Origin of the sequence: Methyloceanibacter sp. (genome assembly GCF_049590335.1) — a bacterium.
Lineage (GTDB): Bacteria > Pseudomonadota > Alphaproteobacteria > Rhizobiales > Methyloligellaceae > Methyloceanibacter.
Window position 1 is genome coordinate 13,929 of the sequence record NZ_JBAWCQ010000120.1, and the last position, 19,479, is coordinate 33,407.

20 protein-coding genes are annotated in these 19,479 nt (G+C 62.5%); 17 read left to right on the forward strand and 3 right to left on the reverse strand.

Annotated elements, in window-relative coordinates; genetic code table 11:
• From WBQ77_RS09585 to WBQ77_RS09595, 3 genes are read left to right on the forward strand one after another with little or no spacing between them, the layout of a single operon-like run.
• Positions 1 to 1,188 carry an aminotransferase class I/II-fold pyridoxal phosphate-dependent enzyme gene (locus WBQ77_RS09585; protein WP_424059987.1) on the forward strand — a complete coding sequence of 396 codons (1,188 nt, stop codon included), beginning with the start codon at positions 1 to 3 and terminating at the stop codon, positions 1,186 to 1,188.
• 1 nt (position 1,189) lies between these two features.
• Positions 1,190 to 1,831: an alpha/beta fold hydrolase gene (locus WBQ77_RS09590; protein ID WP_424044454.1), complete on the forward strand. Its 642-nt coding sequence runs from the start codon at positions 1,190 to 1,192 to the stop codon at positions 1,829 to 1,831.
• Positions 1,797 to 2,543, forward strand: coding sequence for a methyltransferase domain-containing protein (locus WBQ77_RS09595; RefSeq protein ID WP_424059988.1), 747 nt, complete (start codon positions 1,797 to 1,799; stop codon positions 2,541 to 2,543). The genes WBQ77_RS09590 and WBQ77_RS09595 overlap by 35 nt, the downstream gene beginning before the upstream one ends.
• On the opposite strand, the gene bioA is transcribed toward WBQ77_RS09595, so the two are convergent.
• Positions 2,529 to 3,878, reverse strand: coding sequence for an adenosylmethionine--8-amino-7-oxononanoate transaminase (gene bioA, locus WBQ77_RS09600; RefSeq protein WP_424044452.1), 1,350 nt, complete (start codon positions 3,876 to 3,878; stop codon positions 2,529 to 2,531). The two genes, WBQ77_RS09595 and bioA, sit on opposite strands and share 15 nt — an antisense overlap.
• Entirely contained in the window at positions 3,875 to 4,507 is a 633-nt protein-coding gene (gene bioD, locus WBQ77_RS09605) for a dethiobiotin synthase (RefSeq protein WP_424044450.1), read from the reverse strand. Before bioD ends, bioA begins: the two co-directional genes overlap by 4 nt.
• A gap of 158 nt (positions 4,508 to 4,665) precedes the next feature.
• Between bioD and WBQ77_RS09610 the strand changes: the two genes are divergently transcribed.
• The 14 genes from WBQ77_RS09610 to thiD all read left to right on the forward strand — a co-directional run bounded on the left by WBQ77_RS09610 (position 4,666) and on the right by thiD (position 19,062).
• Complete coding sequence (locus WBQ77_RS09610; protein ID WP_424059989.1) at positions 4,666 to 6,231, forward strand: ABC transporter substrate-binding protein; 1,566 nt, start codon at positions 4,666 to 4,668, stop codon at positions 6,229 to 6,231.
• Positions 6,232 to 6,257: 26 nt separating this feature from the next.
• The gene (locus tag WBQ77_RS09615; RefSeq protein WP_424059991.1) at positions 6,258 to 6,788 is read left to right on the forward strand and encodes an SRPBCC family protein; all 531 of its coding nucleotides are present in this window, start codon (positions 6,258 to 6,260) and stop codon (positions 6,786 to 6,788) included.
• Positions 6,789 to 6,964: 176 nt separating this feature from the next.
• Entirely contained in the window at positions 6,965 to 7,594 is a 630-nt protein-coding gene (locus tag WBQ77_RS09620; protein WP_424044446.1) for a hypothetical protein, read from the forward strand.
• Positions 7,595 to 7,624: 30 nt separating this feature from the next.
• The gene (locus WBQ77_RS09625) at positions 7,625 to 8,617 is read left to right on the forward strand and encodes an ABC transporter permease (protein WP_424059993.1); all 993 of its coding nucleotides are present in this window, start codon (positions 7,625 to 7,627) and stop codon (positions 8,615 to 8,617) included.
• Positions 8,614 to 9,531 carry an ABC transporter permease gene (locus WBQ77_RS09630; protein ID WP_424044442.1) on the forward strand — a complete coding sequence of 306 codons (918 nt, stop codon included), beginning with the start codon at positions 8,614 to 8,616 and terminating at the stop codon, positions 9,529 to 9,531. Before WBQ77_RS09625 ends, WBQ77_RS09630 begins: the two co-directional genes overlap by 4 nt.
• Before the next feature lie 197 nt (positions 9,532 to 9,728).
• A complete protein-coding gene (gene glpX / locus WBQ77_RS09635; protein WP_424044440.1) occupies positions 9,729 to 10,724 on the forward strand; it encodes a class II fructose-bisphosphatase in 996 nt (331 codons plus the stop codon).
• A gap of 36 nt (positions 10,725 to 10,760) precedes the next feature.
• Positions 10,761 to 11,717, forward strand: coding sequence for a phosphoribulokinase (locus tag WBQ77_RS09640; protein ID WP_424044438.1), 957 nt, complete (start codon positions 10,761 to 10,763; stop codon positions 11,715 to 11,717).
• 38 nt (positions 11,718 to 11,755) lie between these two features.
• Positions 11,756 to 13,753, forward strand: coding sequence for a transketolase (gene tkt / locus WBQ77_RS09645; protein WP_424059995.1), 1,998 nt, complete (start codon positions 11,756 to 11,758; stop codon positions 13,751 to 13,753).
• A gap of 29 nt (positions 13,754 to 13,782) precedes the next feature.
• On the forward strand, positions 13,783 to 14,796 hold the full coding sequence (gene gap, locus WBQ77_RS09650) for a type I glyceraldehyde-3-phosphate dehydrogenase (RefSeq protein ID WP_424044383.1): 1,014 nt from the start codon (positions 13,783 to 13,785) through the stop codon (positions 14,794 to 14,796).
• Positions 14,793 to 16,049 carry a phosphoglycerate kinase gene (locus WBQ77_RS09655; RefSeq protein WP_424059997.1) on the forward strand — a complete coding sequence of 419 codons (1,257 nt, stop codon included), beginning with the start codon at positions 14,793 to 14,795 and terminating at the stop codon, positions 16,047 to 16,049. Before gap ends, WBQ77_RS09655 begins: the two co-directional genes overlap by 4 nt.
• Before the next feature lie 2 nt (positions 16,050 to 16,051).
• Complete coding sequence (gene rpe / locus WBQ77_RS09660) at positions 16,052 to 16,723, forward strand: ribulose-phosphate 3-epimerase (protein WP_424059999.1); 672 nt, start codon at positions 16,052 to 16,054, stop codon at positions 16,721 to 16,723.
• On the forward strand, positions 16,723 to 17,409 hold the full coding sequence (locus WBQ77_RS09665) for an HAD-IA family hydrolase (RefSeq protein WP_424041877.1): 687 nt from the start codon (positions 16,723 to 16,725) through the stop codon (positions 17,407 to 17,409). Before rpe ends, WBQ77_RS09665 begins: the two co-directional genes overlap by 1 nt.
• Positions 17,410 to 17,418: 9 nt before the next feature.
• Positions 17,419 to 18,153, forward strand: a complete 735-nt coding sequence (locus WBQ77_RS09670) for a cytochrome c biogenesis CcdA family protein (protein ID WP_424060002.1) — start codon at positions 17,419 to 17,421, stop codon at positions 18,151 to 18,153.
• Between the two features lie 75 nt (positions 18,154 to 18,228).
• Positions 18,229 to 19,062 (forward strand): bifunctional hydroxymethylpyrimidine kinase/phosphomethylpyrimidine kinase, encoded by an 834-nt coding sequence (thiD, locus tag WBQ77_RS09675; RefSeq protein ID WP_424041878.1) that lies wholly within the window; start codon positions 18,229 to 18,231, stop codon positions 19,060 to 19,062.
• On the opposite strand, the gene WBQ77_RS09680 is transcribed toward thiD, so the two are convergent.
• Positions 19,059 to 19,479 (reverse strand): fumarylacetoacetate hydrolase family protein (locus WBQ77_RS09680; RefSeq protein ID WP_424060003.1); only part of this gene is annotated, 421 nt, incomplete at its 5' end. The genes thiD and WBQ77_RS09680 overlap by 4 nt on opposite strands.

The window sequence follows — 19,479 nt, forward strand, 5'->3', positions numbered from 1 at the left end:
ATGGGTGGAAGCGAAAGCCGATATGAAGCCTTCCTGACGAAGCTCAGCGGGGACCGTTTGCGCCGGGATTTGGCCGAAATCGCCGCGCGGGATGCGCGGACGCTGGCCGTCGGCGGGCGGACCTATGTCAATTTGGCCAGCAACGACTATCTGGGCCTGCGCTTCCACGCGGGTCTGATCGGCCGGGCCTGCGATTGGGCGAGGGAGTTTGGCACGGGGTCGGGCGCGTCACGCCTCGTCACGGGCAATCTTGAGCTTTTCGCGGATATGGAGGGCAAGGTCGCGGCGCTGAAGAACAAGCCGGCCGCGCTTCTGATGGCCTCGGGCTTTCAGGCCAATGCCGGTGTCCTGAAGGCGCTGTTCGACAAGGCGGCCATCGGCGCCGATCCTGTGGTGTATTCGGATCGCCTGAACCACGCGAGCATGCATTTCGGCTGTCAGGCCGCCGGTGTCTCTCAAGTCCGATATCGGCATCTGGACGTCGCCCATCTCGCCGAACTCCTGGAACAGCATGCGGCAGTCGAACGCCCGAAATTCATTCTGACCGAGAGCGTGTTCTCGATGGACGGTGATGTCGCACCGATTTCGGAGATCGCTGCCTTGGCGCGCGAACACGATGCGATGCTTGTGGTGGACGATGCCCATGCGACCGGCATCCTCGGCGAGGGCGGCCGGGGCCTATCCGACGGAGCGGACCTCGTTGTCGGGACGTTTTCGAAAGCGCTCGGCAGTTTTGGCGCCTATGTCGCCTGCTCGGACACCATGCGCGACTATCTCGTCAACCGCTGCGGCGCTTTCATCTACTCGACAGCTCTGCCGCCGCAGGTCTTGGGCGCCATCGATGCCGCGCTCGACCTGCTGCCGTCACTCGACGCGGAGCGCGATCGCGTGGCGGCATTGTCGGCGCGTTTCCGCCGCGACGCCCACGGACTTGGCTTCGATACGGGGGGGTCGTCCACGCAGATCGTCCCCGTGGTCGTTGGCACGGCCGATGCGGCGCTGCGCCTCAGCCAGTCTTTGCGCGAGGCGGGGTTCTGGGCGACAGCAATTCGGCCGCCGACCGTGCCTCAAGGCACGTCGCGCGTCCGATGCGTCTTCACGGCCGCGCACAGGTCGCGGGATGTGGACCGCCTGGCGGATGCGTTCCGAGCCTCGGCAGTCCAGATGCCCAAGGCGGCATCGGATTAGCATGCACTTTGTTCTCGTCCATGGCTGGGGATTCAATGCGTCCATCTGGACGCCCCTGATCGCGCAGCTCGGCAACGCTCAGGTGACCACAGTCGATCTTGGTTTTGTCGATGGTGGCGTCGGCGACTTCAATTCGGACGATCTTGGTGATTGCCCCGACGACGCGATTGTGGTCGGGCATTCGCTCGGCGTGTTGTGGCTCCTGAAACACGGCTCAGACCGCTTCCGAGGGCTGGTGTCATGCCAAGGCTTCGACCGCTATTGCCCCCACGTGCCCAAATCCCGTGTGACCGCGTTGAGGCGTGGCATCGATCGCGACCCTGGCGGCACGATAGAAGCCTTTTGGGGCTCCTGCGGGGCGCCCGGCTTCGCGCCAGCTGCCGCACTGAACGCGGGCCGCTTGCGCGACGGGCTCGATTGGCTAATACAGTGGGATGGGCAGGACGCTAAGAAAAGCCTTAGATGTCCTGTTCTTAGCCTTGCAACCCGAGACGACGTCGTCGTTCCGCCGGCAATGTCCGAAGCTATCTGGGGCAAGGAGAATTTAGTCTGGCTGCCCGACGGCGGGCATGTCCTGCCGCGAAAATTTCCGGAGCTGTGTGCAAAGCATGTCATTGAATTCGCCAATTCTATCTCGTCGTAGTGCGGCCATCGCCGCGCGATTTGGCGCGAAGGCAGACGAGTATGAAGAGCAAGCAGGGCTGCAGGCCGATGTCGCCCGGCGGCTCGCCGCCCATCTGCCTGATTTCGATGCCCCAAAAGTCCTGGAGCTTGGCTGCGGTACGGGGCTGCTCAGCCGCCATCTGGCGGCGCGTTACCCCAAGGGCAAGTTGAGGCTGACCGACGCCGCTCCGGCCATGATCCGGGCCTGCCGCAGCAATTTGGACGAGACGCAGGCAAACGTCTCCTTTGAGGTTATGGATGCCGCCGCGCCGATCGCCTATGAGAATCTCGATTTGATCGTGACGAGCATGATGCTGCACTGGCTCCCCGATCCGCTGGTCGTGCTGACGCAGCTGCGGCGGAAGCTCGCACCTGGTGGCGTGCTATTGTTCGCGACCCTTGGCCCCAACTGTTTTGCCGAGTGGCGGACCGTTCTCGCGACGGAGGGGCTGCCGAGCGGTGCGCCCCGTCTGCCCGAGATGCCGTGTGTGGTCGAAGAAGAGCACCTAACGCCCGATAAGGATACACTTTCCTTCCTGCGGCGTATGAAAGCGGTCGGCGGTCTGCATCCTCGGGACGGCTATGTACCGCTGACGGCGGGCGATCTTCGGCGCGCCATCCGCGCCACCAATTTCCGCTTTGGCGGGCGGGTGACGTGGCACATCGTCTATGGGCGTCTACAGCGACCCTGAGGCAAGCCGGTCGAGCCCTTCGATCATGCCGGCATAGGCGCGGGCGAGTTCCTCGTCGGTGATGCAGTAGGGCGGCATCAGATAGACGGTGGAACCGATCGGGCGGATGTTGAGCCCCTTTGCAAGATACCAGACGCGGAGCGTCCGGCTGGCTTCGGACTGATAGGCGCCGTCGTCGCCGACCTCGAAGGCGAGGACCGGGCCGAGGACGCGTTGCCGCGTCACGTCCGGCCGCGCAGCCAATACGCCGAGCATGGTCCGGTGGTGCGCGTTGATTTCAGCGATTCGCGCCATCGTCCGCTCTTCCTCGTAGAGGCCAATCGCTGCAAGCGCCACCGAACAGGCCAGTGGATTTGCGGTGAACGAATGTCCGTGCGGCAGGGCGCGATCGAAATCGTGGCTCAGAAACAAATCGAACAGCCGGTCGCGCACGACGGTGGCCGCGAGCGGCATGTACCCGCCGGTTAGGCCCTTCGAGAGACAGACAAGGTCGGGTGTGACATCCGCATGCTCCATTGCGAAGAGCTTGCCGGTGCGCCCGAAGCCGGTCGCTACCTCATCGAAAATGACCAGCACCTTAGCCTCGCGCGCCAACGCCACCACGCGCTTGAGAAAGCTCGGGCGGCAGAAGCGGATACCGGCCGCCCCTTGCATCATCGGCTCGATGATCATCGCGGCGATGCTCTGCCTGTGGTCCTTGAGCAAAGCTTCGAGTGCCGACAGGGCACCGGCCTCGCGTTCTTCCACCGCATCGTCTCCCTCGAATGTAGCGGGGTAGGGAACCACGCGGACATCGCACATCAGGTCCTTGAAGGCCCCGAACATCTGCGAAGAGCGTCCCACGGACATCGCGCCAAGCGTGTCGCCATGGTAACCGCCGTCGAAGGCGATCAGCGTGCGGCGGGTTTCACCGCGATTGACCCAGGACTTGTAGGCGATCTTGATCGCCACCTCGACAGAGGTGGAACCGTCATCGGTGTAGAAGACCCGGTTGAGATCGCCCGGCAAGAGCCCCGCGAGCGTCGTGGCCAGATCGACGGCGGGCGCATGGGTGAAGCCCGCAAACATGACGTGCTCCATCGTGTTCGCCTGACGCGCGATCGCGGCGTTGATCTTGGGGTGAGCGTGTCCGTGTGTGCAGGTCCACCAGGACGAAATCATGTCCAAGATTTCGCGGCCGTTCGCATCGAACAACGAGGCGCCCTCGGCTCGCGCGACCACTTGCGGTTCGACTTCGATGCCGTGCTGCGTATAGGGGTGCCAGACATGGCGTTTGTCTCGCGCGATGATCTCTTCCGCGGTTCTTGAGCCCCGTGGGTTTGAGTGTTCGTTCACGGCCTTACCGTTGCAAGTTTGAGGAGATCGAGTTCGGGCGCGACGGCTTTCAGCGTGTCGCGGCTGACGGTCTCGAGGAAGGGAATTTCGGCGATCACTTCAACTTGGCCGAAGCGCTCGATCGCCGCCCGGTTATGCGGGCTTTCGGGCCCGCTGATGACGACGCCGGCAAGCGGTAGCCCGCGACGTCGGATGGCTTCCAAGGACAGAAGCGTGTGATTGATCGTACCCAGCGTTGAGCGGGCCACGAGGATAATGGGCAGGTCGAGTGAGTCCGCAAGGTCGATCATATATGCACCGTCCGCGATGGGCACCATGAGCCCGCCAGCGCCCTCGACCACCACCAGCCCGTCATGGGGTGGCAGTCTTAGCTTCTCCATATCCATTGCGACATTGGCCCGGCGCGCCGCCTCATGGGGCGCCATGGGTTCGGGTAAGAGATACGCCTCTGGTAGTACGCGGCTTACAGGGAGCTCCGCCAGCAGCTGGACGGTCGCCGAGTCCGTAGTCGGAACTGTGCCCGCCTGAATGGGCTTCCAATAAGTCCCTTCGAGTTGGGTGAGCAGCCAGGCGGACACGAGCGTCTTGCCGACCTCTGTATCGGTCCCTGTAACGAAAAAGCCGGACACGAGGGCACTCCTAGCGTTGTTCGGGCGCGGGTGGGGGACTTTATCGGGCGGGGCACAGGAGGCAAGGGGATCGGGGCGCGGCACGTGGCACGCAAAATGCCCGCGAATTCGGATTGTGGCTGGACGGGAAGTCTAGTTTCGGGCCAAAAACCGTTTCTATGAAACGATCTGTCCTGATTTTCGTTGCGGCGCTCCTGGTGGGCGTGTCCGTGGTTGCCTCCGTCGCCGCCTCCGAAGGCAAGACGCTGCGCATGGCGTACGATGCCGATCCCACCTCGCTCGACCCCCATGAGCAGCTTGCCAGCGCGACACTCCAGCTATCACATCTTATATTCGATCCGCTGGTGCGCCGCCGCAAGGACAACTCCTTCGAACCGCGCTTGGCCGAAAGCTGGGAACAGATCGACGAGGTCACCTTGCGCTTCCATTTGCGCGACGGCGTCACGTTTCACTCGGGCCGCAAGCTAACGGCCGACGATGTGGTCTGGACTTTCGAGCGCCTCAAGAAGAGCGCTGATTTCAAGGCCTTGTTCGAGCCTTTTGACTCCGCCACTGCGGTCGATGACCATACCGTCGATATCGTCACCAAGGCGCCGTACCCGCTCACGCTCAATCTCGCCACGTACATCTTTCCTCTGGACCGGGCATTCTATTCGGGCACGGACGGGAAGGGCCGGCCGAAGGATGCGGTGGTCAAACATGGCGCCTCGTTCGCCTCGTCCAACATAAGCGGCACGGGACCGTTCCGTGTAACCAAGCGCGAGCAGGGCATCCGGCTCGAACTGGAGCGCGTCGCCGATTACTGGGACATAAAGTCCCCCGGCAATGTGCAGAAGATCGTGCTGACCCCGATCAAGGAGCCAGCAACCCGGGTCGCGGCGCTGCTCGCAGGCGATGTGGACTTTATCGCGCCCGTTCCGCCTACGGACTTCAAGCGAGTGCAAGCGGCGTCGTGCTGCACGCTGATCACGACCCCATCCACTCGGGTCCTGACCTTCGAATTGAATCAGGATCGCGTTGAAGCGTTCAAGGACCCGCGCGTGCGCAAGGCCTTGAGCTATGCCATCAACCGCGAGGGCATTGCCAAGAAGATCATGCGCGGCTTCGCGACGCCCGCCGGCCAACTCAGTCCGGACGGCTATGCAGGCCACGATCCAGACCTGGCTCCGCCCTACGATCTGGAAAAAGCCAAGGACTTGATGAAAGAGGCGGGCTACGAGGACGGCTTCTCGGTGACCATGATCGCGCCGAACAATCGTTATGTAGGCGATGCCCGCATTGCCGAAGCGATGGCTTCTATGCTCGCCAAGATCAAGATCAAGGTCGATCTGCAGACCATGCCGAAAGCACAGTACTGGCAGCGCTTCGATGCCCGCGATGGCGATATCCTGATGATCGGCTGGCAGTCCGATACGCAAGACTCGGCAAATTTCTACGAGTTTCTGGCCATGACGCCAGACTCAGCGACGGGTTATGGCCAATACAATGCCGGGCACTATTCCAACGCCGAGGTCGACCGGCTGACGATGCAGGCGCAGACCATGACGGACGAGAAGGCGCGCGCCGAAGTCCTCAAAAAAATCGAGCGGATACTTAGCGACGAGGCAGCGCTACTGCCAATTCAGTGGCAGCATCTGGCCTGGGCCGCGCGCAAGAATGTGAACATCGAGCCCGTCGTGAATGCCATAGACATGCCCTATCTTGCCGACCTCGTTATCGACTAAATAGCGTCACTTGGGAGGGCCCAGTCATGTTCAAGAAAATTCTGTTCATACTGTTGGCGCTCATTTCCGCCTTCGTCATTTACGTCGTACTGCAGCCAGACGCTTACAAGGTCGAACGTTCCGTGACCATCGCCGCGCCGGCGGACAAGGTCTTCGAGAATGTCAACAATTTGCGCAAATGGGAGGCTTGGTCGCCCTGGGCCAAGATTGATCCCGATGCCAAAATCGCCTTTGAAGGACCCGATGCGGGTAAGGGCGCCGCCATGACCTGGAACGGCAACGACGAAGTCGGCGAGGGCAAGATGACCGTGGTCGAGAGCGACCCGAACAAGGCCGTCAACATCAAGGTGAGTTTCACCCGGCCATTTGAAGGCGGCACCAACTCGGACTTCAGCTTTACGCCCAAGGGCGATCAAACGGACGTCGCCTGGTCAATGCATGGGACGCACTCGTTCATGGAGAGGGCGTTCTGCGTTGTCTTCAATGGCCTTGGCATGATGGGCAAAGACATAGACAAGGGCCTGTCCCAGCTGAAATCGGTCGTAGAGCAGGCCTGACCCTGATCGCACCAGCACCTCTGGCCAATTGGTCTGAGTTCGGCGCCTAGGCTATACTGGCTTCATACGGCGTGCGGACTCGTCCGTCGCATGGGGCGCGGTTGTGCGGCGGCAGCCTGAAACTAGCAACGGCGAGAGGGGCGCGGCAGCAAAATTGGCATTGCCCGCTATCGGTAATGGTTTGGGACTTCCTGAAAAACGATTTCGAGGCGCGGTTGCCCCATCGCGCTCGCGTCGTCTTGACCATGGCCACGGTCGGCGTCCTGACCGGATTGATCTCCAGTCTTCCTACGCCATTGCCGTCAATCCGCCTCGAGGGGGATGGGCTCGTCCTCAACACAGCGAGCAGCCCGCTCCACGCCGGTCTCGCCTTCGCGGCGGGGATAGCCCTTTGTATGTGGTTTTGGGTGACGCGCGAGCTGGGAAAATGCGTGCTCACTTTTGTGCTGGTCTTTCTAGGCTGGTTGGCGGCGGTGAACACAGCAAACGATCTCTACCAGGCGTTGGTCGGTTCGACCGTGTTCGGCACCGAAGTGGGCGCAAAGGAAGGCCGACAGGCGATCGCTCTCGTGCTCGGGGGCGTGCTTGCCGGTGCGGTCGGCGCAGGTCTGGCCGCCTTTGGCGCGGGAATACCGGCGAAAGCCATCCGCCGCCCGAAGAACTGGACTCGGGTCGTGCTCGCAGGCGCCGTGGCGGGCGTCATGCTGTATCCCGCCGCGCAATTACGCCTGCCGTTTGTGATCTTCGTCCCATGGCAAGCGCTGGTGGCTGCATCGATCGGGTTCGGTCTGACACGGCGGGCATGACGCGACGTCCCGCACGACAGGTCGCCTGAGATGCACACAGCGCTTTCTGCTCTTGGCTTTTTTGCCCGGCGCTTCGTTCAGGCGCTGCTTGTGATGCTCGCGATCCTGGTCATTGCCTTTGCCGTGCGCACGAGCCTTGGTGATCCGATCCGCGAGTTCACCGGTCAGGCGGTCTCGGAATCCGAACGCGCCGATTTACGCAAGGAGCTCGGTCTGGATCGGGCCTGGCCCGTCCAATTCGCCGATTATCTTGGCAGCGCAGCGCGAGGCGACCTCGGCATGTCGTTCATCTACAAGAAGTCGACGGTCGATGTCGTACTGGCCAAGTTTCCAGCCAGCTTCGAGCTGGTGCTGGGCGCCAGCCTGATCGTGCTGCTCTTCTGCGTCCCGGCGGGCGTCTACTGCGCTGTTCGCCCCGACAATTTTGGTGCGAGGCTGCTTCTGGGGCTCAGCGTGCTCGGGATTTCCGTGCCCGTGTTCCTCACCGGCATCATCCTGATAACGGTCTTCTCGGTCTGGCTTGGCTGGCTGCCGGCATTCGGGCGTGGCGAGACGGTAGCCCTCGGTCCCTGGACTACGGGGCTTCTGACGCGCGATGGGCTGGCGCATCTGCTGCTGCCCGCGCTCACGCTCTCCTCGATCATGCTGCCGCTATTCGTCCGGCTGGTGCGCAGCGCCATGCTGGGCGAGCTTGACCATGACTATGTGCGGACCGCATGGGCCAAAGGGGCCTCGCCCTTTCGTGTCTGGATCGTGCATGCCTTGCGAAACGCGCTTCTTCCGCTCGTGGCGCTCGGCGGTCTGCAGGTGGGCACGCTCGTCGCCTACACGCTTCTGACCGAGACCGTCTTTCAATGGCCCGGCATGGGCTTCTTGTTTCTCGAGGCGGTCACGCGCTCTGATATCCCACTCATTACCACTTATCTTGTGCTGGTCGGTCTCCTGTTCGTCGTGGTTAACACGCTCGTAGACTTAGCGAGCCTGGCGCTCGACCCGCGCGTCAGTCTGGAGGGCGCCCGATGAGCGCGCCTGTTGCCTCGGCTACGCGCGGTGCGATCGCCTTCACACGCGGGCGTCCAGGGACTTTTTTGGCGCTTCTCGTCTTGAGCGTCAGTGTGGTTGCGGCCTTCCTGGCGCCGCTGATCGCGCCCCAGGACCCGTTCGACCTTGCAGGCTTCGACATCCTGGACGCTGAGCTGCCGCCGGCCTGGCAAGAGGGCGGTGAGGAACGGTTTCCGCTGGGGACCGATGCACAAGGGCGCGATCTCCTGAGCGCCATCCTCTATGGCGCCCGCATCTCTCTGCTGATCGGCATCCTAGCGGTGCTCATCCAGGCCGCGATCGGTGTGACCTTGGGGCTGCTCGCGGGCTATTTCGGGGGACGTGTCGACAGCATCGTCACGCGGCTAGCCGATATCCAGCTGGCCTTGTCGACCCTGATGATGGCCATCGTTGCCATGGCCCTGGTCCGGGCAGGGCTCGGCGGCCAAGCGCTGAGCCTGTTCGCCGTGCCGTTGCTCGTGATCGTGATCGGCCTTGCCGAGTGGCCCATATTCGCCCGCACGGCCCGGGCCACGGTGCTGGTCGAGGTGACGAAGGACTACGTGCGCGCTGCCCGCGCGATCGGCGACAGCGATTGGACCATTTTGCGCCGCCATATCCTTCCCAACAGCCTGTCGCCGCTGATTATCGTGGCCACCACCCAGGTGGCCGGTGCGATCATGGCCGAGGCGGCCTTGTCCTTTCTCGGCCTCGGCATGCCGGTCACCAAGCCTTCCTTGGGCACGCTGATTCGCTCGGGTTACGACCTGATGTTCGCCGGCAGCTGGTGGGTCACGGTGCTACCCGGCCTGGTCCTTATCGCGGTCCTAATTTCCATCAATGTGCTTGGGGATGGCTTGCGCGATTGGTTGGGTCCACGGCGCGGGGCCCTTTGACCAAGCGCCAAAACAGACCGCTAAACGGCCAAATGTCTTGATAATTTGGGCTCCGGGCACCCATAAGATATATAGGACGCGAGCATTTTGGACTTGGAAGGGCACCTTCGCAAGAGTGCCGGCGCATTGTCCGGTCACGCTGCTAAGGACTTTAGTGCCACAGGCTTCAGCCCCAGAGGCACCGCGGAGGAGACGTCATGGGTACCCCGAGCCCGGTCAATCCGGATCTCATCTATGCTTTGCGCCGCGTCACCGAGCGGGCGGCGTGTGCGGCGTTCAACTGGATCGGTCGCGGCGATGCGGGCGACGGTGGCAATGCCGCGCTGGAAGCGATGCGGTCGGCGCTGTCGGAGATCGATCTCGATGCGGTCGTAGTGATTGGCGAGGCAACGGCGGGCGAGGCGCCGCAGCCCCAGCGGGGCGAGCGTCTGGGACGGCCCGGAGCCGCCTTCAAGGCCGATATCGCCGTGGATCCGGTCGAGGGCACAAGCTATCTCGTGCGCGGTCTAACGAACGCCTTGGCGGTCCTGGCTGTCGCGCCCCGCGGGGCCATGATGGACCCGGGTCCGGCGTTCTACATGGAGAAATTCGTCGCCGCGGCCCCGGCAGTCGGCAAGATCGACCCGTCTTGGCCGACGGCGAAAAAGCTTGAGGAACTCGCGAAGATCTTGGGAAAGGACGTCTTTGACCTCAACGTCTTTGTCTTGGAGAAGCCCCGCCATCGCGACCTCGTCAATGAGATTTTGGCGGCGGGCGCGCGTGTCGCGATGTATCCGGCGGGCGATGTGGCCGGCGCGCTCATGGCGGCCGTCCCCGGTTCGTCGATCGATGCGCTCATGGGGACGGGCGGAACGCCGGAAGGCATCATGTCCGCTTGCGCCGTGCGCGCCATCGGCGGCGAATTCCTGGCGCGGTTCGACCCGCAGCTCCAAACAGAGAGCCAGGCCGTCCAGGACGCCGGGATCGATACGTCGCGCTGGTACAATCGCGACGAACTCATAACGTCGGACGATGTTTTCTTTTGCGCGACGGGCATTACCACCGGGCTTATGCTCGAAGGCGTGGAGCGCGGCAGGTCGCACTATAAAGTGCAGACGATGATGATAACTGGGGCGACGGGCGAACGGCAGATCATGACAAGCTATCTGCCGACGGACCGCCTTGCGAGCGTGGCGGCTCGCGATGTCGCCTAAAAAGCCAAAACGGTTTGAAACGCCTGGGAACGGAGCATGCCCAAGCGAGTAGATCATCCGATCATCCTAGGAATTGTGGGTGATTCGGCGTCGGGAAAAACGACCCTATCGGCCGGAGTCGCACAGATTCTGGGTGAGGAACACTGCTCGGTCTTTTGCACGGACGATTACCACTCGTTTACGCGCAAGGAACGCAACGACGCAGGTCTTTCCGCGCTCGACCCGCGCGCCAACTATATCGACGTCCTTGAGCAACACTTGCGCCTTCTGCGTAAGGGTGAGCCCGTCCTGAAACCGGTCTATTGCCACACGGCCGGGACCCTCGGCCGGCCGCGCTACTTCAAGCCCACCGATTTCGTGATCGTCGAAGGGCTGCTGGGCTACACCACCCGGGCCATGCGCGATTGCTACGACGTCAAGATCTACCTCGACCCGGAGGATGATCTGCGGATCAAGTGGAAGATCCATCGGGATACGACGAAACGGAATTACAAGCTGGAGGACGTTGTCGCCTCGCTCGAGCGTCGCAAGCAGGACAGCCCCAACTTCATCCATCCCCAGCGCACCTTCGCCGACATAGTCATCCGATTTCAGTCCCCGCAGGAGGCGCTGGCGCCAGAGGAGCCGAATGGCGCGGATGTGCATCTCGACGTGCGGCATCTTTTGCGGCCCACATTGCCGCACCCGGACTTCACACCGCTCTTCAACGGCAGCAGTAATGCGGGCCTCCATCTAGAACTTGCGCGCGATAGGGATGGAAAACCGGTCGACGTACTTGAGATCAACGGCAATATCTCCGACAAGAGAGCCGAGCGGATCGAGGATCTGCTCTGGAATCTCATCCCGGAGGCGGGCCATCTGCGCGACCAGGTCGGTCGGATCGATATCGCCAATGGTGCCAATAGCGCGAGTAAGAGCCACCCGCTGGCGCTGACCCAGCTTCTCGTGGGCTATCACGCGGTCAAGGCGGCGATGGGCGTCCGCGCCTACTAGGCGGGCGTTGCAGGACAACACGAGGCAAGGGGCCATTGATGCAGGATCAGCCGTTGGCGGATGTAACTCATAAGGACATGGCGAATGCGATCCGCGCGCTGGCCATGGATGCCGTGCAAAAGGCCAATTCGGGCCATCCCGGCATGCCCATGGGCATGGCCGATGTGGCCACGGTCCTGTTCACACAGTTTCTGAAGTACGACGCCACCCATCCCGATTGGCCTGACCGTGACCGCTTCGTGCTTTCGGCGGGCCATGGCTCGATGCTGCTCTACGCCTTGCTGTATCTGACCGGCTATCCGGAAATGGATATCGGCGAGATCGAGCGTTTCCGCCAGCTTGGCGCGGCCACGGCCGGTCACCCCGAATACGGCCATGCCCCGGGCGTCGAGACCACCACGGGCCCGCTGGGGCAGGGCATCGGCAACGCCGTGGGCATGGCGCTCGCCGAGCGTCTGCAAAATGCCCATTACGGCGACGACATTGTCAGCCACTTCACCTATTGCATCGCCGGCGATGGATGCCTGATGGAAGGGATCAGCCAGGAGGCGATTTCCTTCGCCGGGCACTTGAAGCTCGGCCGGCTCATCATCCTTTTCGACGACAATCAGATTTCGATCGACGGACCGACGGACCTCGCCGTCACCGATGATCAGCTTCAGCGCTTTTCCGCGTCTGGCTGGCATACGGCGGCCGTGGACGGACATGATCCCCAAGCCGTGGCGCTGGCGATCGAGAATGCGCGCAATGTCACCGATCAGCCCTCCATCATCGCCTGCCGCACCGTGATCGGTTATGGTGCACCCAATAAGCAGGGGACCTCCTCGACCCATGGCGCACCTCTGGGCGATGAAGAGATCGCCGGTGCGCGCGAAGAGCTGGGTTGGTTCCATGCCCCTTTTGTCGTTCCGTACGACATCCTAGCCGCTTGGCGTGAGGCCGGCGCGCAGAACCGGGCCGCCTTCGAGCGCTGGACGGACGCGGCGGACAAGTTGGACGCGGCAGCGCGGGAACATCTGGTCGATCCCGTCGATATGAAAGTTGCGGCGGCCATTTCCGAGACGATTGCCAGGATCAAAGCCGATTTTGCGACCGAAGGCGCGAAGCTGGCCACGCGTCAATCCTCACAGAAGGTGCTCGAACGCCTCGTTCCTGTGGTCCCTGGCCTGATTGGCGGCTCCGCCGACCTTACGGGCTCGGTCGGCACGCTGACCAAGCAGCACAGCGCCGTGAAGACGGGCGACTTTGCCGGAAACTACATCCATTACGGCGTGCGCGAACACGCTATGGGCGCGGCAATGAACGGCATGGTGCTGCATGGCGGGATCGTTCCTTATGCCGGAACTTTCCTGGTCTTCTCGGATTACTGTCGCCCGTCGATCCGATTGTCGGCGCTGATGGGACAACGCGTCGTCTACGTGATGACCCACGATTCCATCGGTCTGGGTGAGGACGGTCCGACCCATCAGCCGGTCGAGCAATTGGCGGCCCTTCGCGCCATTCCGGGCCTCAACGTGATGCGGCCAGCGGACTCGGTCGAGTGTGCCGAATGCTGGGACATCGCGCTGAAGTCCAAGACCACACCCACCATCATGACGCTGACCCGCCAAGGACTGCCGCTGCTGAGAACGGCGCCGACAGACGACAATCTCTGCGCCAAGGGCGCTTATGTGCTGATCGAGCCCGAGGGCGGCCGTGACGTCACCTTGCTTGCCACGGGATCGGAAGTGTCGCTGGCGGTGGAGGCCGCCAAGGCGCTTGGCGGCGAAGGCATCAAGGCCGCAGTCGTGTCCATGCCTTGCTGGGAACTGTTCGACGCGCAAGATGTGGGGTATCAGGAAAAGGTTCTCGGCTCGGGTCCCCGCGTGGCGGTGGAGGCTGCAGTCGAGTTCGGCTGGCAGAAATGGCTGGGTCCGGACGGCATCTTTATCGGGATGCGCGGATTTGGGGCTTCCGGCCCGGCTGGAGAGCTCTATAAGCATTTCGGTATCACGCCCGAGGCCATTGTGGCCGCGGCGCGTGGGCTCGTCGTCTAGATCATATTTTCGTAAAAGGTAGGGAGCACATGGCTACACCACGCGTTGCCATTAATGGGTTTGGCCGCATTGGCCGTCTGACATTTCGGGCTTTCATGGAGGCTGGCCGCGACGATCTAGAATTCGTGGCGATCAATGATCTCGGCTCCGCCGACATGAACGCATTGCTGCTCGAATTCGACACCGTGCACGGGAGGTTCCCGGGTAAGATCGCGGTGGACGGCAACAATCTTCGCATCAACGGCAAGGATGTTGCGGTTCTCTCGGAGCCCAATCCCGAGCAATTGCCCTGGGCCGAGCTTGGCATCGATATCGTCATGGATTGCACCGGTCGCTTCACCAAGCGCGAAATGGCGGCTCAGCACCTGAAGGCGGGCGCGAAGCGTGTTCTGGTCTCGGCACCTTGTTCCGGTGCCGATCTGACCGTCGTTTACGGCGTCAACGATGCCAAGCTGACCGAGGCGGACCTGGTGGTGTCCAACGCCTCGTGCACAACCAATTGCCTCGCGCCCGTCGCCGAGGTGCTGCACAAGACCGTGGGGATTGAGCGTGGTTACATGACCACCATCCATGCCTATACGGGCGATCAACGTACGGTGGACACGCTCCACAAGGATCCGCGCCGAGCCCGCGCGAGCGCAGCCAATCTGATCCCCACATCGACCGGCGCGGCGAAGGCGGTCGGGCTCGTCTTGCCCGACCTGGAGGGCAAGCTCGACGGCGCGTCCATCCGCGTGCCCGTTCCCAATGTCAGCCTGATCGATCTGACGTTCGAGGCTGCACGCGAGACAAGCGTCGAGGAGATCAACGAGGCCGTCGTCGCGGCAGCGTCCGAAGCGCCTCTGCTGGGAGTTCTCGGTATTAACGACAAGCCGCTCGTGTCGTCGGACTTCAATCACAGCCCGCTCAGCTCCGTCTTCGATGTGACGGGCACCCAGGTCATCGATGGCACGTTCTGCCGAGTCGTCGCCTGGTACGACAATGAGTGGGGATTCTCCAACCGCATGAGTGACACCGCGGTGGCGATGGGCCGGCTTCTATGACCAACGATAACGGCATGGCGGATATCGACCTCGCTACCATCAAGACCCTCGACGGGTTTGATGTGGCGGGAAAGCGTGTCCTGGTTCGTGCCGATCTCAACGTGCCGGTTGAGGCGGGTGCCGTTGCGGACGCGACGCGGATCGAGCGCGTTCTGCCGACGATCGATGCGCTGCGGAAGCGCGGCGCTAGAGTCGTTCTGATGTCGCACTTCGGACGGCCGAAAGGCGAGCGCTCGCCGGAGACCTCGCTCAAGCCAGTAGCGGTCAAGCTTAAGGAGCTTCTGAGTGCCGACGTGCTGTTCCTCGACGACTGCGTCGGTCCGAACGTGGAGGCCGGCATCGCCGCGATAAATGATGGCGACGTCGCGCTCCTCGAGAACCTCCGCTACCACGCCGGCGAGACGAAGAACGACATCGGCTTCGCCAAGCAGCTCGCCGCGCTCGGCGACATCTATGTGGACGATGCGTTTTCTTGCTCCCACCGCGCCCATGCCTCTGTCGAGGCCATTGCCCGTCTGATGCCCGCCTATGCCGGGATGGCGATGATGGCGGAGATCAACGCGTTGAGTGCGGCGCTGGAAGATCCCAAGCGCCCGGTCATGGCCGTGGTGGGCGGCGCTAAGGTGTCCACCAAGATCGAGGTGCTGACCAATCTTGCGCAACGCATGGACATGATTGTCGTCGGTGGAGGCATGGCCAACACCTTCCTCTTCGCCGACGGGATCGATGTGGGTAAGTCGCTCTGCGAGCCGGACTTCGTCACGACTGTCAAAGAGATCACCGAGAAGGCCAAGGCCTCCGGTTGCGAGATCGTGCTGCCGGTCGATGTGGTGGTTGCAAACAGCCTCGCGGAGGGCGTTAAGAGTTCCGTGTGCGGCGTCGATGACATCCCTGCGGACGCGATGGCGCTAGATCAAGGACCGAAAAGCGTGGCGATGCTGAAGGACAAGCTCGCGGGTGCAAAGACCATTCTGTGGAACGGCCCGCTTGGCGCCTTCGAAATCGCACCCTTCGGTGAGGCGACATACGCTTTGGCACACGAGGCTGGTGAGCAGTCGAAGGCTGGAACCCTCATCTCGGTGGCTGGCGGCGGCGATACGGTGCGTGCACTCAACATGGCGGGTGTGGCGGAGGATTTCACCTATATTTCGACGGCGGGCGGCGCCTTTCTCGAATGGCTGGCCGGCAAGAAATTGCCCGGCATAGCCGTTCTGGCCGGACCCGCTTCGCCCTCACACTCGGCGGTCGCGTAAAGATGGTGGGCGAGATCGTCATCGCGCCGTCGATCCTGTCGGCGGACTTCGCCAAGCTTGGCCAAGAAGTTGAGGCCATCGACCGAGACGGCTGCGACTGGGTCCATCTCGACGTGATGGACGGACACTTCGTGCCGAACATAACCTTCGGTCCGGATGTGGTGGCGGCGCTTCGGCCGCATTCGAAGAAGGTCTTCGATACGCATTTGATGATCGCGCCGTGCGATCCGTTTCTCGAAGCCTTCGCCAAGGCCGGTTCGGACATTATCACCGTGCACGCCGAAGCCGGGCCGCATCTCGACCGCTCGCTGCAGCAAATTCGGAGCCTTGGGAAGAAAGCGGGGGTGAGCCTAACGCCATCGACCCCTGAGAGCGCCATCGAATATGTGCTCGATAAGCTCGACCTCGTTCTGGTGATGACAGTGAATCCGGGCTTTGGAGGCCAGACCTTCATCCCCACTCAGCTTGAGAAGATCAGCGCTATCCACAAGATGATCGGCGAGCGGCCGATCCATCTGGAAGTCGATGGCGGCGTGAATGTCGATACGGCCGGGCTAGTGGCCAAGGCTGGTGCAAACGCGCTCGTGGCGGGCTCCGCCGTCTTCAAGGACGGCGACTATGCAAAGAACATCGCAGCCATCCGCTCGGCGGCAAAGGCCGGCGCCGCCGCCTGATGGTGAGCCTCCAGCCTTGCGAAACAGTCATCTTCGACCTCGACGGGACGCTTGCAGACACGGCAGGCGACATGGCCCTGGCCATCAAGAGAACGTTGGCGGACTTTGGCCTGCCGCCCCATCGTCAGGATGTGGTCCGGGGCATGGTGGGCAATGGTCTCAAGAAATTGGTTGAGCGCGCGTTTGCCCGGCATGGCGTGACGCTCGACGCCGCGGCCCACGAGAAGGCTTTCGCGCGCCTTCTTGAACACTACAGTGCGGATCCTTGCGAGTATTCGAAGCTCTATCCGGGAACGCGCGCGACGCTTGAGGCGCTAAATGCGGCGGGGATTGAGTGTGCCGTGCTGACCAACAAGCACGAGCCGATCGCCCGCGATGTCCTGCAGGGTTTGGGAATCGCGGGACTGTTCAAGGCGGTGCACGGGGAAAGAAGCGGCTTCCCGCGTAAACCCGATCCGGCCAGCGCCCTCGGCCTCATTGAGGCGCTTGGCGCGACGCCCGAGACCACGCTCCTTGTGGGCGATAGCGAAACGGATCTGAAAACGGCACGCGCGGCCGAGTTGCGCGCCATCTTGGTCACCTATGGTTACTCCAAAGTCCCGGTGGCCACGCTAGGAGCGGACGCTGTTATCAACCATCTTCACGAGTTGGTGCCCGGTCTTGCTCTTGCCGCCGAAGCGGATTAGCAAAGTCCGATGGATGTCACCTACTACGGCGCGCTGCTGGCAGGCTTTTTGAGTTTTCTCAGCCCCTGCGTTCTGCCACTCGTGCCGCCCTATCTCTGCTTCCTCGGCGGCACCACATTCGACCAGCTTTCGGGCGAGGACGAAACCCCAGCGCATGTTTACCAGACGGTGGTGTTGTCCTCCGTGGCCTTTGTGCTGGGTTTTACCACGGTCTTCGTAATTTTAGGTGCCACGGCAACGGTCTTAGGGCAGATCGTGGTCACCAATCTGCCGATCCTGTCGAAGATCGCGGGCGTCGTGATCATCATCGCCGGGCTGCACTTTCTCGGCGTGATCCATATTCCTATCCTCCATCGCGAGGCGCGCTATCATGCCGATACGCGGCCGGCCGGTCTGTTCGGCGCCTATATCATCGGCCTCGCCTTCGCCTTTGGCTGGACGCCCTGCATCGGCCCCGTGCTTGGCGCGATCCTGGCGGTCGCCGCGGGCGAGGAGACCGTGAGCAAAGGCGTCAGTTTGCTCTTCGTCTATTCGCTGGGGCTCGGCATTCCCTTCATTTTGGCGGCGTTGGCCGTCCGGCCGTTCATGAGGGCCGCGCAGCGCTTCAAGAAGCATCTCGGGACGGTTGAGAAGGTCCTTGGCGGCTTTCTTGTGCTGACCGGCATCCTGTTCCTGACGGATTCGATGACCTTGATCGCGGGCTGGATTCTTCGAACTTTCCCTGTGCTGGCAACCATCGGCTGACCATTCGCAGCATTTGCGCCGCTGCTACCAATTGGGTGCTTGCCGTCGCCGGCCCCAGGTCGTTACTGATCTCTCATGAGAAAAAATAAGACTGCGATAGCGCTCACCGTTGCCGGCTCGGACTCATCGGGCGGGGCGGGCATTCAAGCCGATCTCAAAACCTTCTCGGCGCTCGGCGTCTATGGCGCGAGCGCCATTACCGCGCTGACGGCGCAGAACACCATGGGCGTCGACGACCTGATGGTGGTGCCGCCCGAGTTCGTCCTGGCCCAGATGCACGCCGTTGCGCGCGATCTCGATGTGGGGGCCATCAAGATCGGGATGCTCGCAACGGACGAGACGGTCGACGCAGTGGCGACCGGCCTCGACGCTTTTCCGGACGTGCCCGTCGTGCTGGATCCCGTCATGGTTGCGAGCAGTGGTGACCCCTTGATCGACGAGACGGCGATCGGACTGTTGCGGGAGCGGCTCGTGCCGCGCGCTACGGTCGTCACGCCCAATCTGGACGAGGCCGCGGTGCTTCTTGGAGAACCGCCCGAGAGCCGCGAGCAGATGCTGGAAGGCCGGGCGCAGCGGCTGCTAGCGCTGGGCGCGGATATGGTGCTTCTGACGGGCGGTAAATCCATAGCCGAGACGGCGCTCGACATCTTCGCCGACGCAAACGGGATTCAAAGGATCGAGGCGCCGCGTCATGCGACCCGGAACACCCATGGTACGGGCTGCACCCTGTCGTCGGCGATTGCCGCGGAGCTGGCCAAGGGCCAGGGCGTGGAGAAGGCGATCAAACTCGCCAAGATGTATGTCACGGCCGCGATCATCGCCGCTGACGAGATCGACGTGGGGCAGGGCGCTGGCCCCGTCCACCACTTTCATGCGCTATGGCCCCGGGCCGAAGAGGAGCGAAGCTAGGTCTCTGCTATGACGGTCGTATGTTGTTCGCCTAGCCCTGCGACGCGCAGTACCAGCTCATCCCCCGGTTTGAGGAAGACGCGCGGGTTCCGCGCCATGCCGACGCCGGGCGGCGTGCCGGTCACAACCACGTCGCCGGGAAGGAGCGTCATATACGTGCTGATATAGCTGACGAGTTCGGCGACCGGGAAGATCATGGTCGAGGTGTTGCCCGTCTGCATGCGCTCGCCGTTAAGATCCGTGGTGAGATCGAGATTTTGCGGGTCGGGGATCTCGTCCGCCGTGACGAGCCAAGGACCGAGCGGGCCGAATGTGTCATAGCTCTTGGCCTTGATCCATTCCCCGGGACCACCCTTTTGCATGCTGCGTTCGGAGACGTCGTTGCCGATGCAATAGCCTGCTACGTGGTCGAGCGCG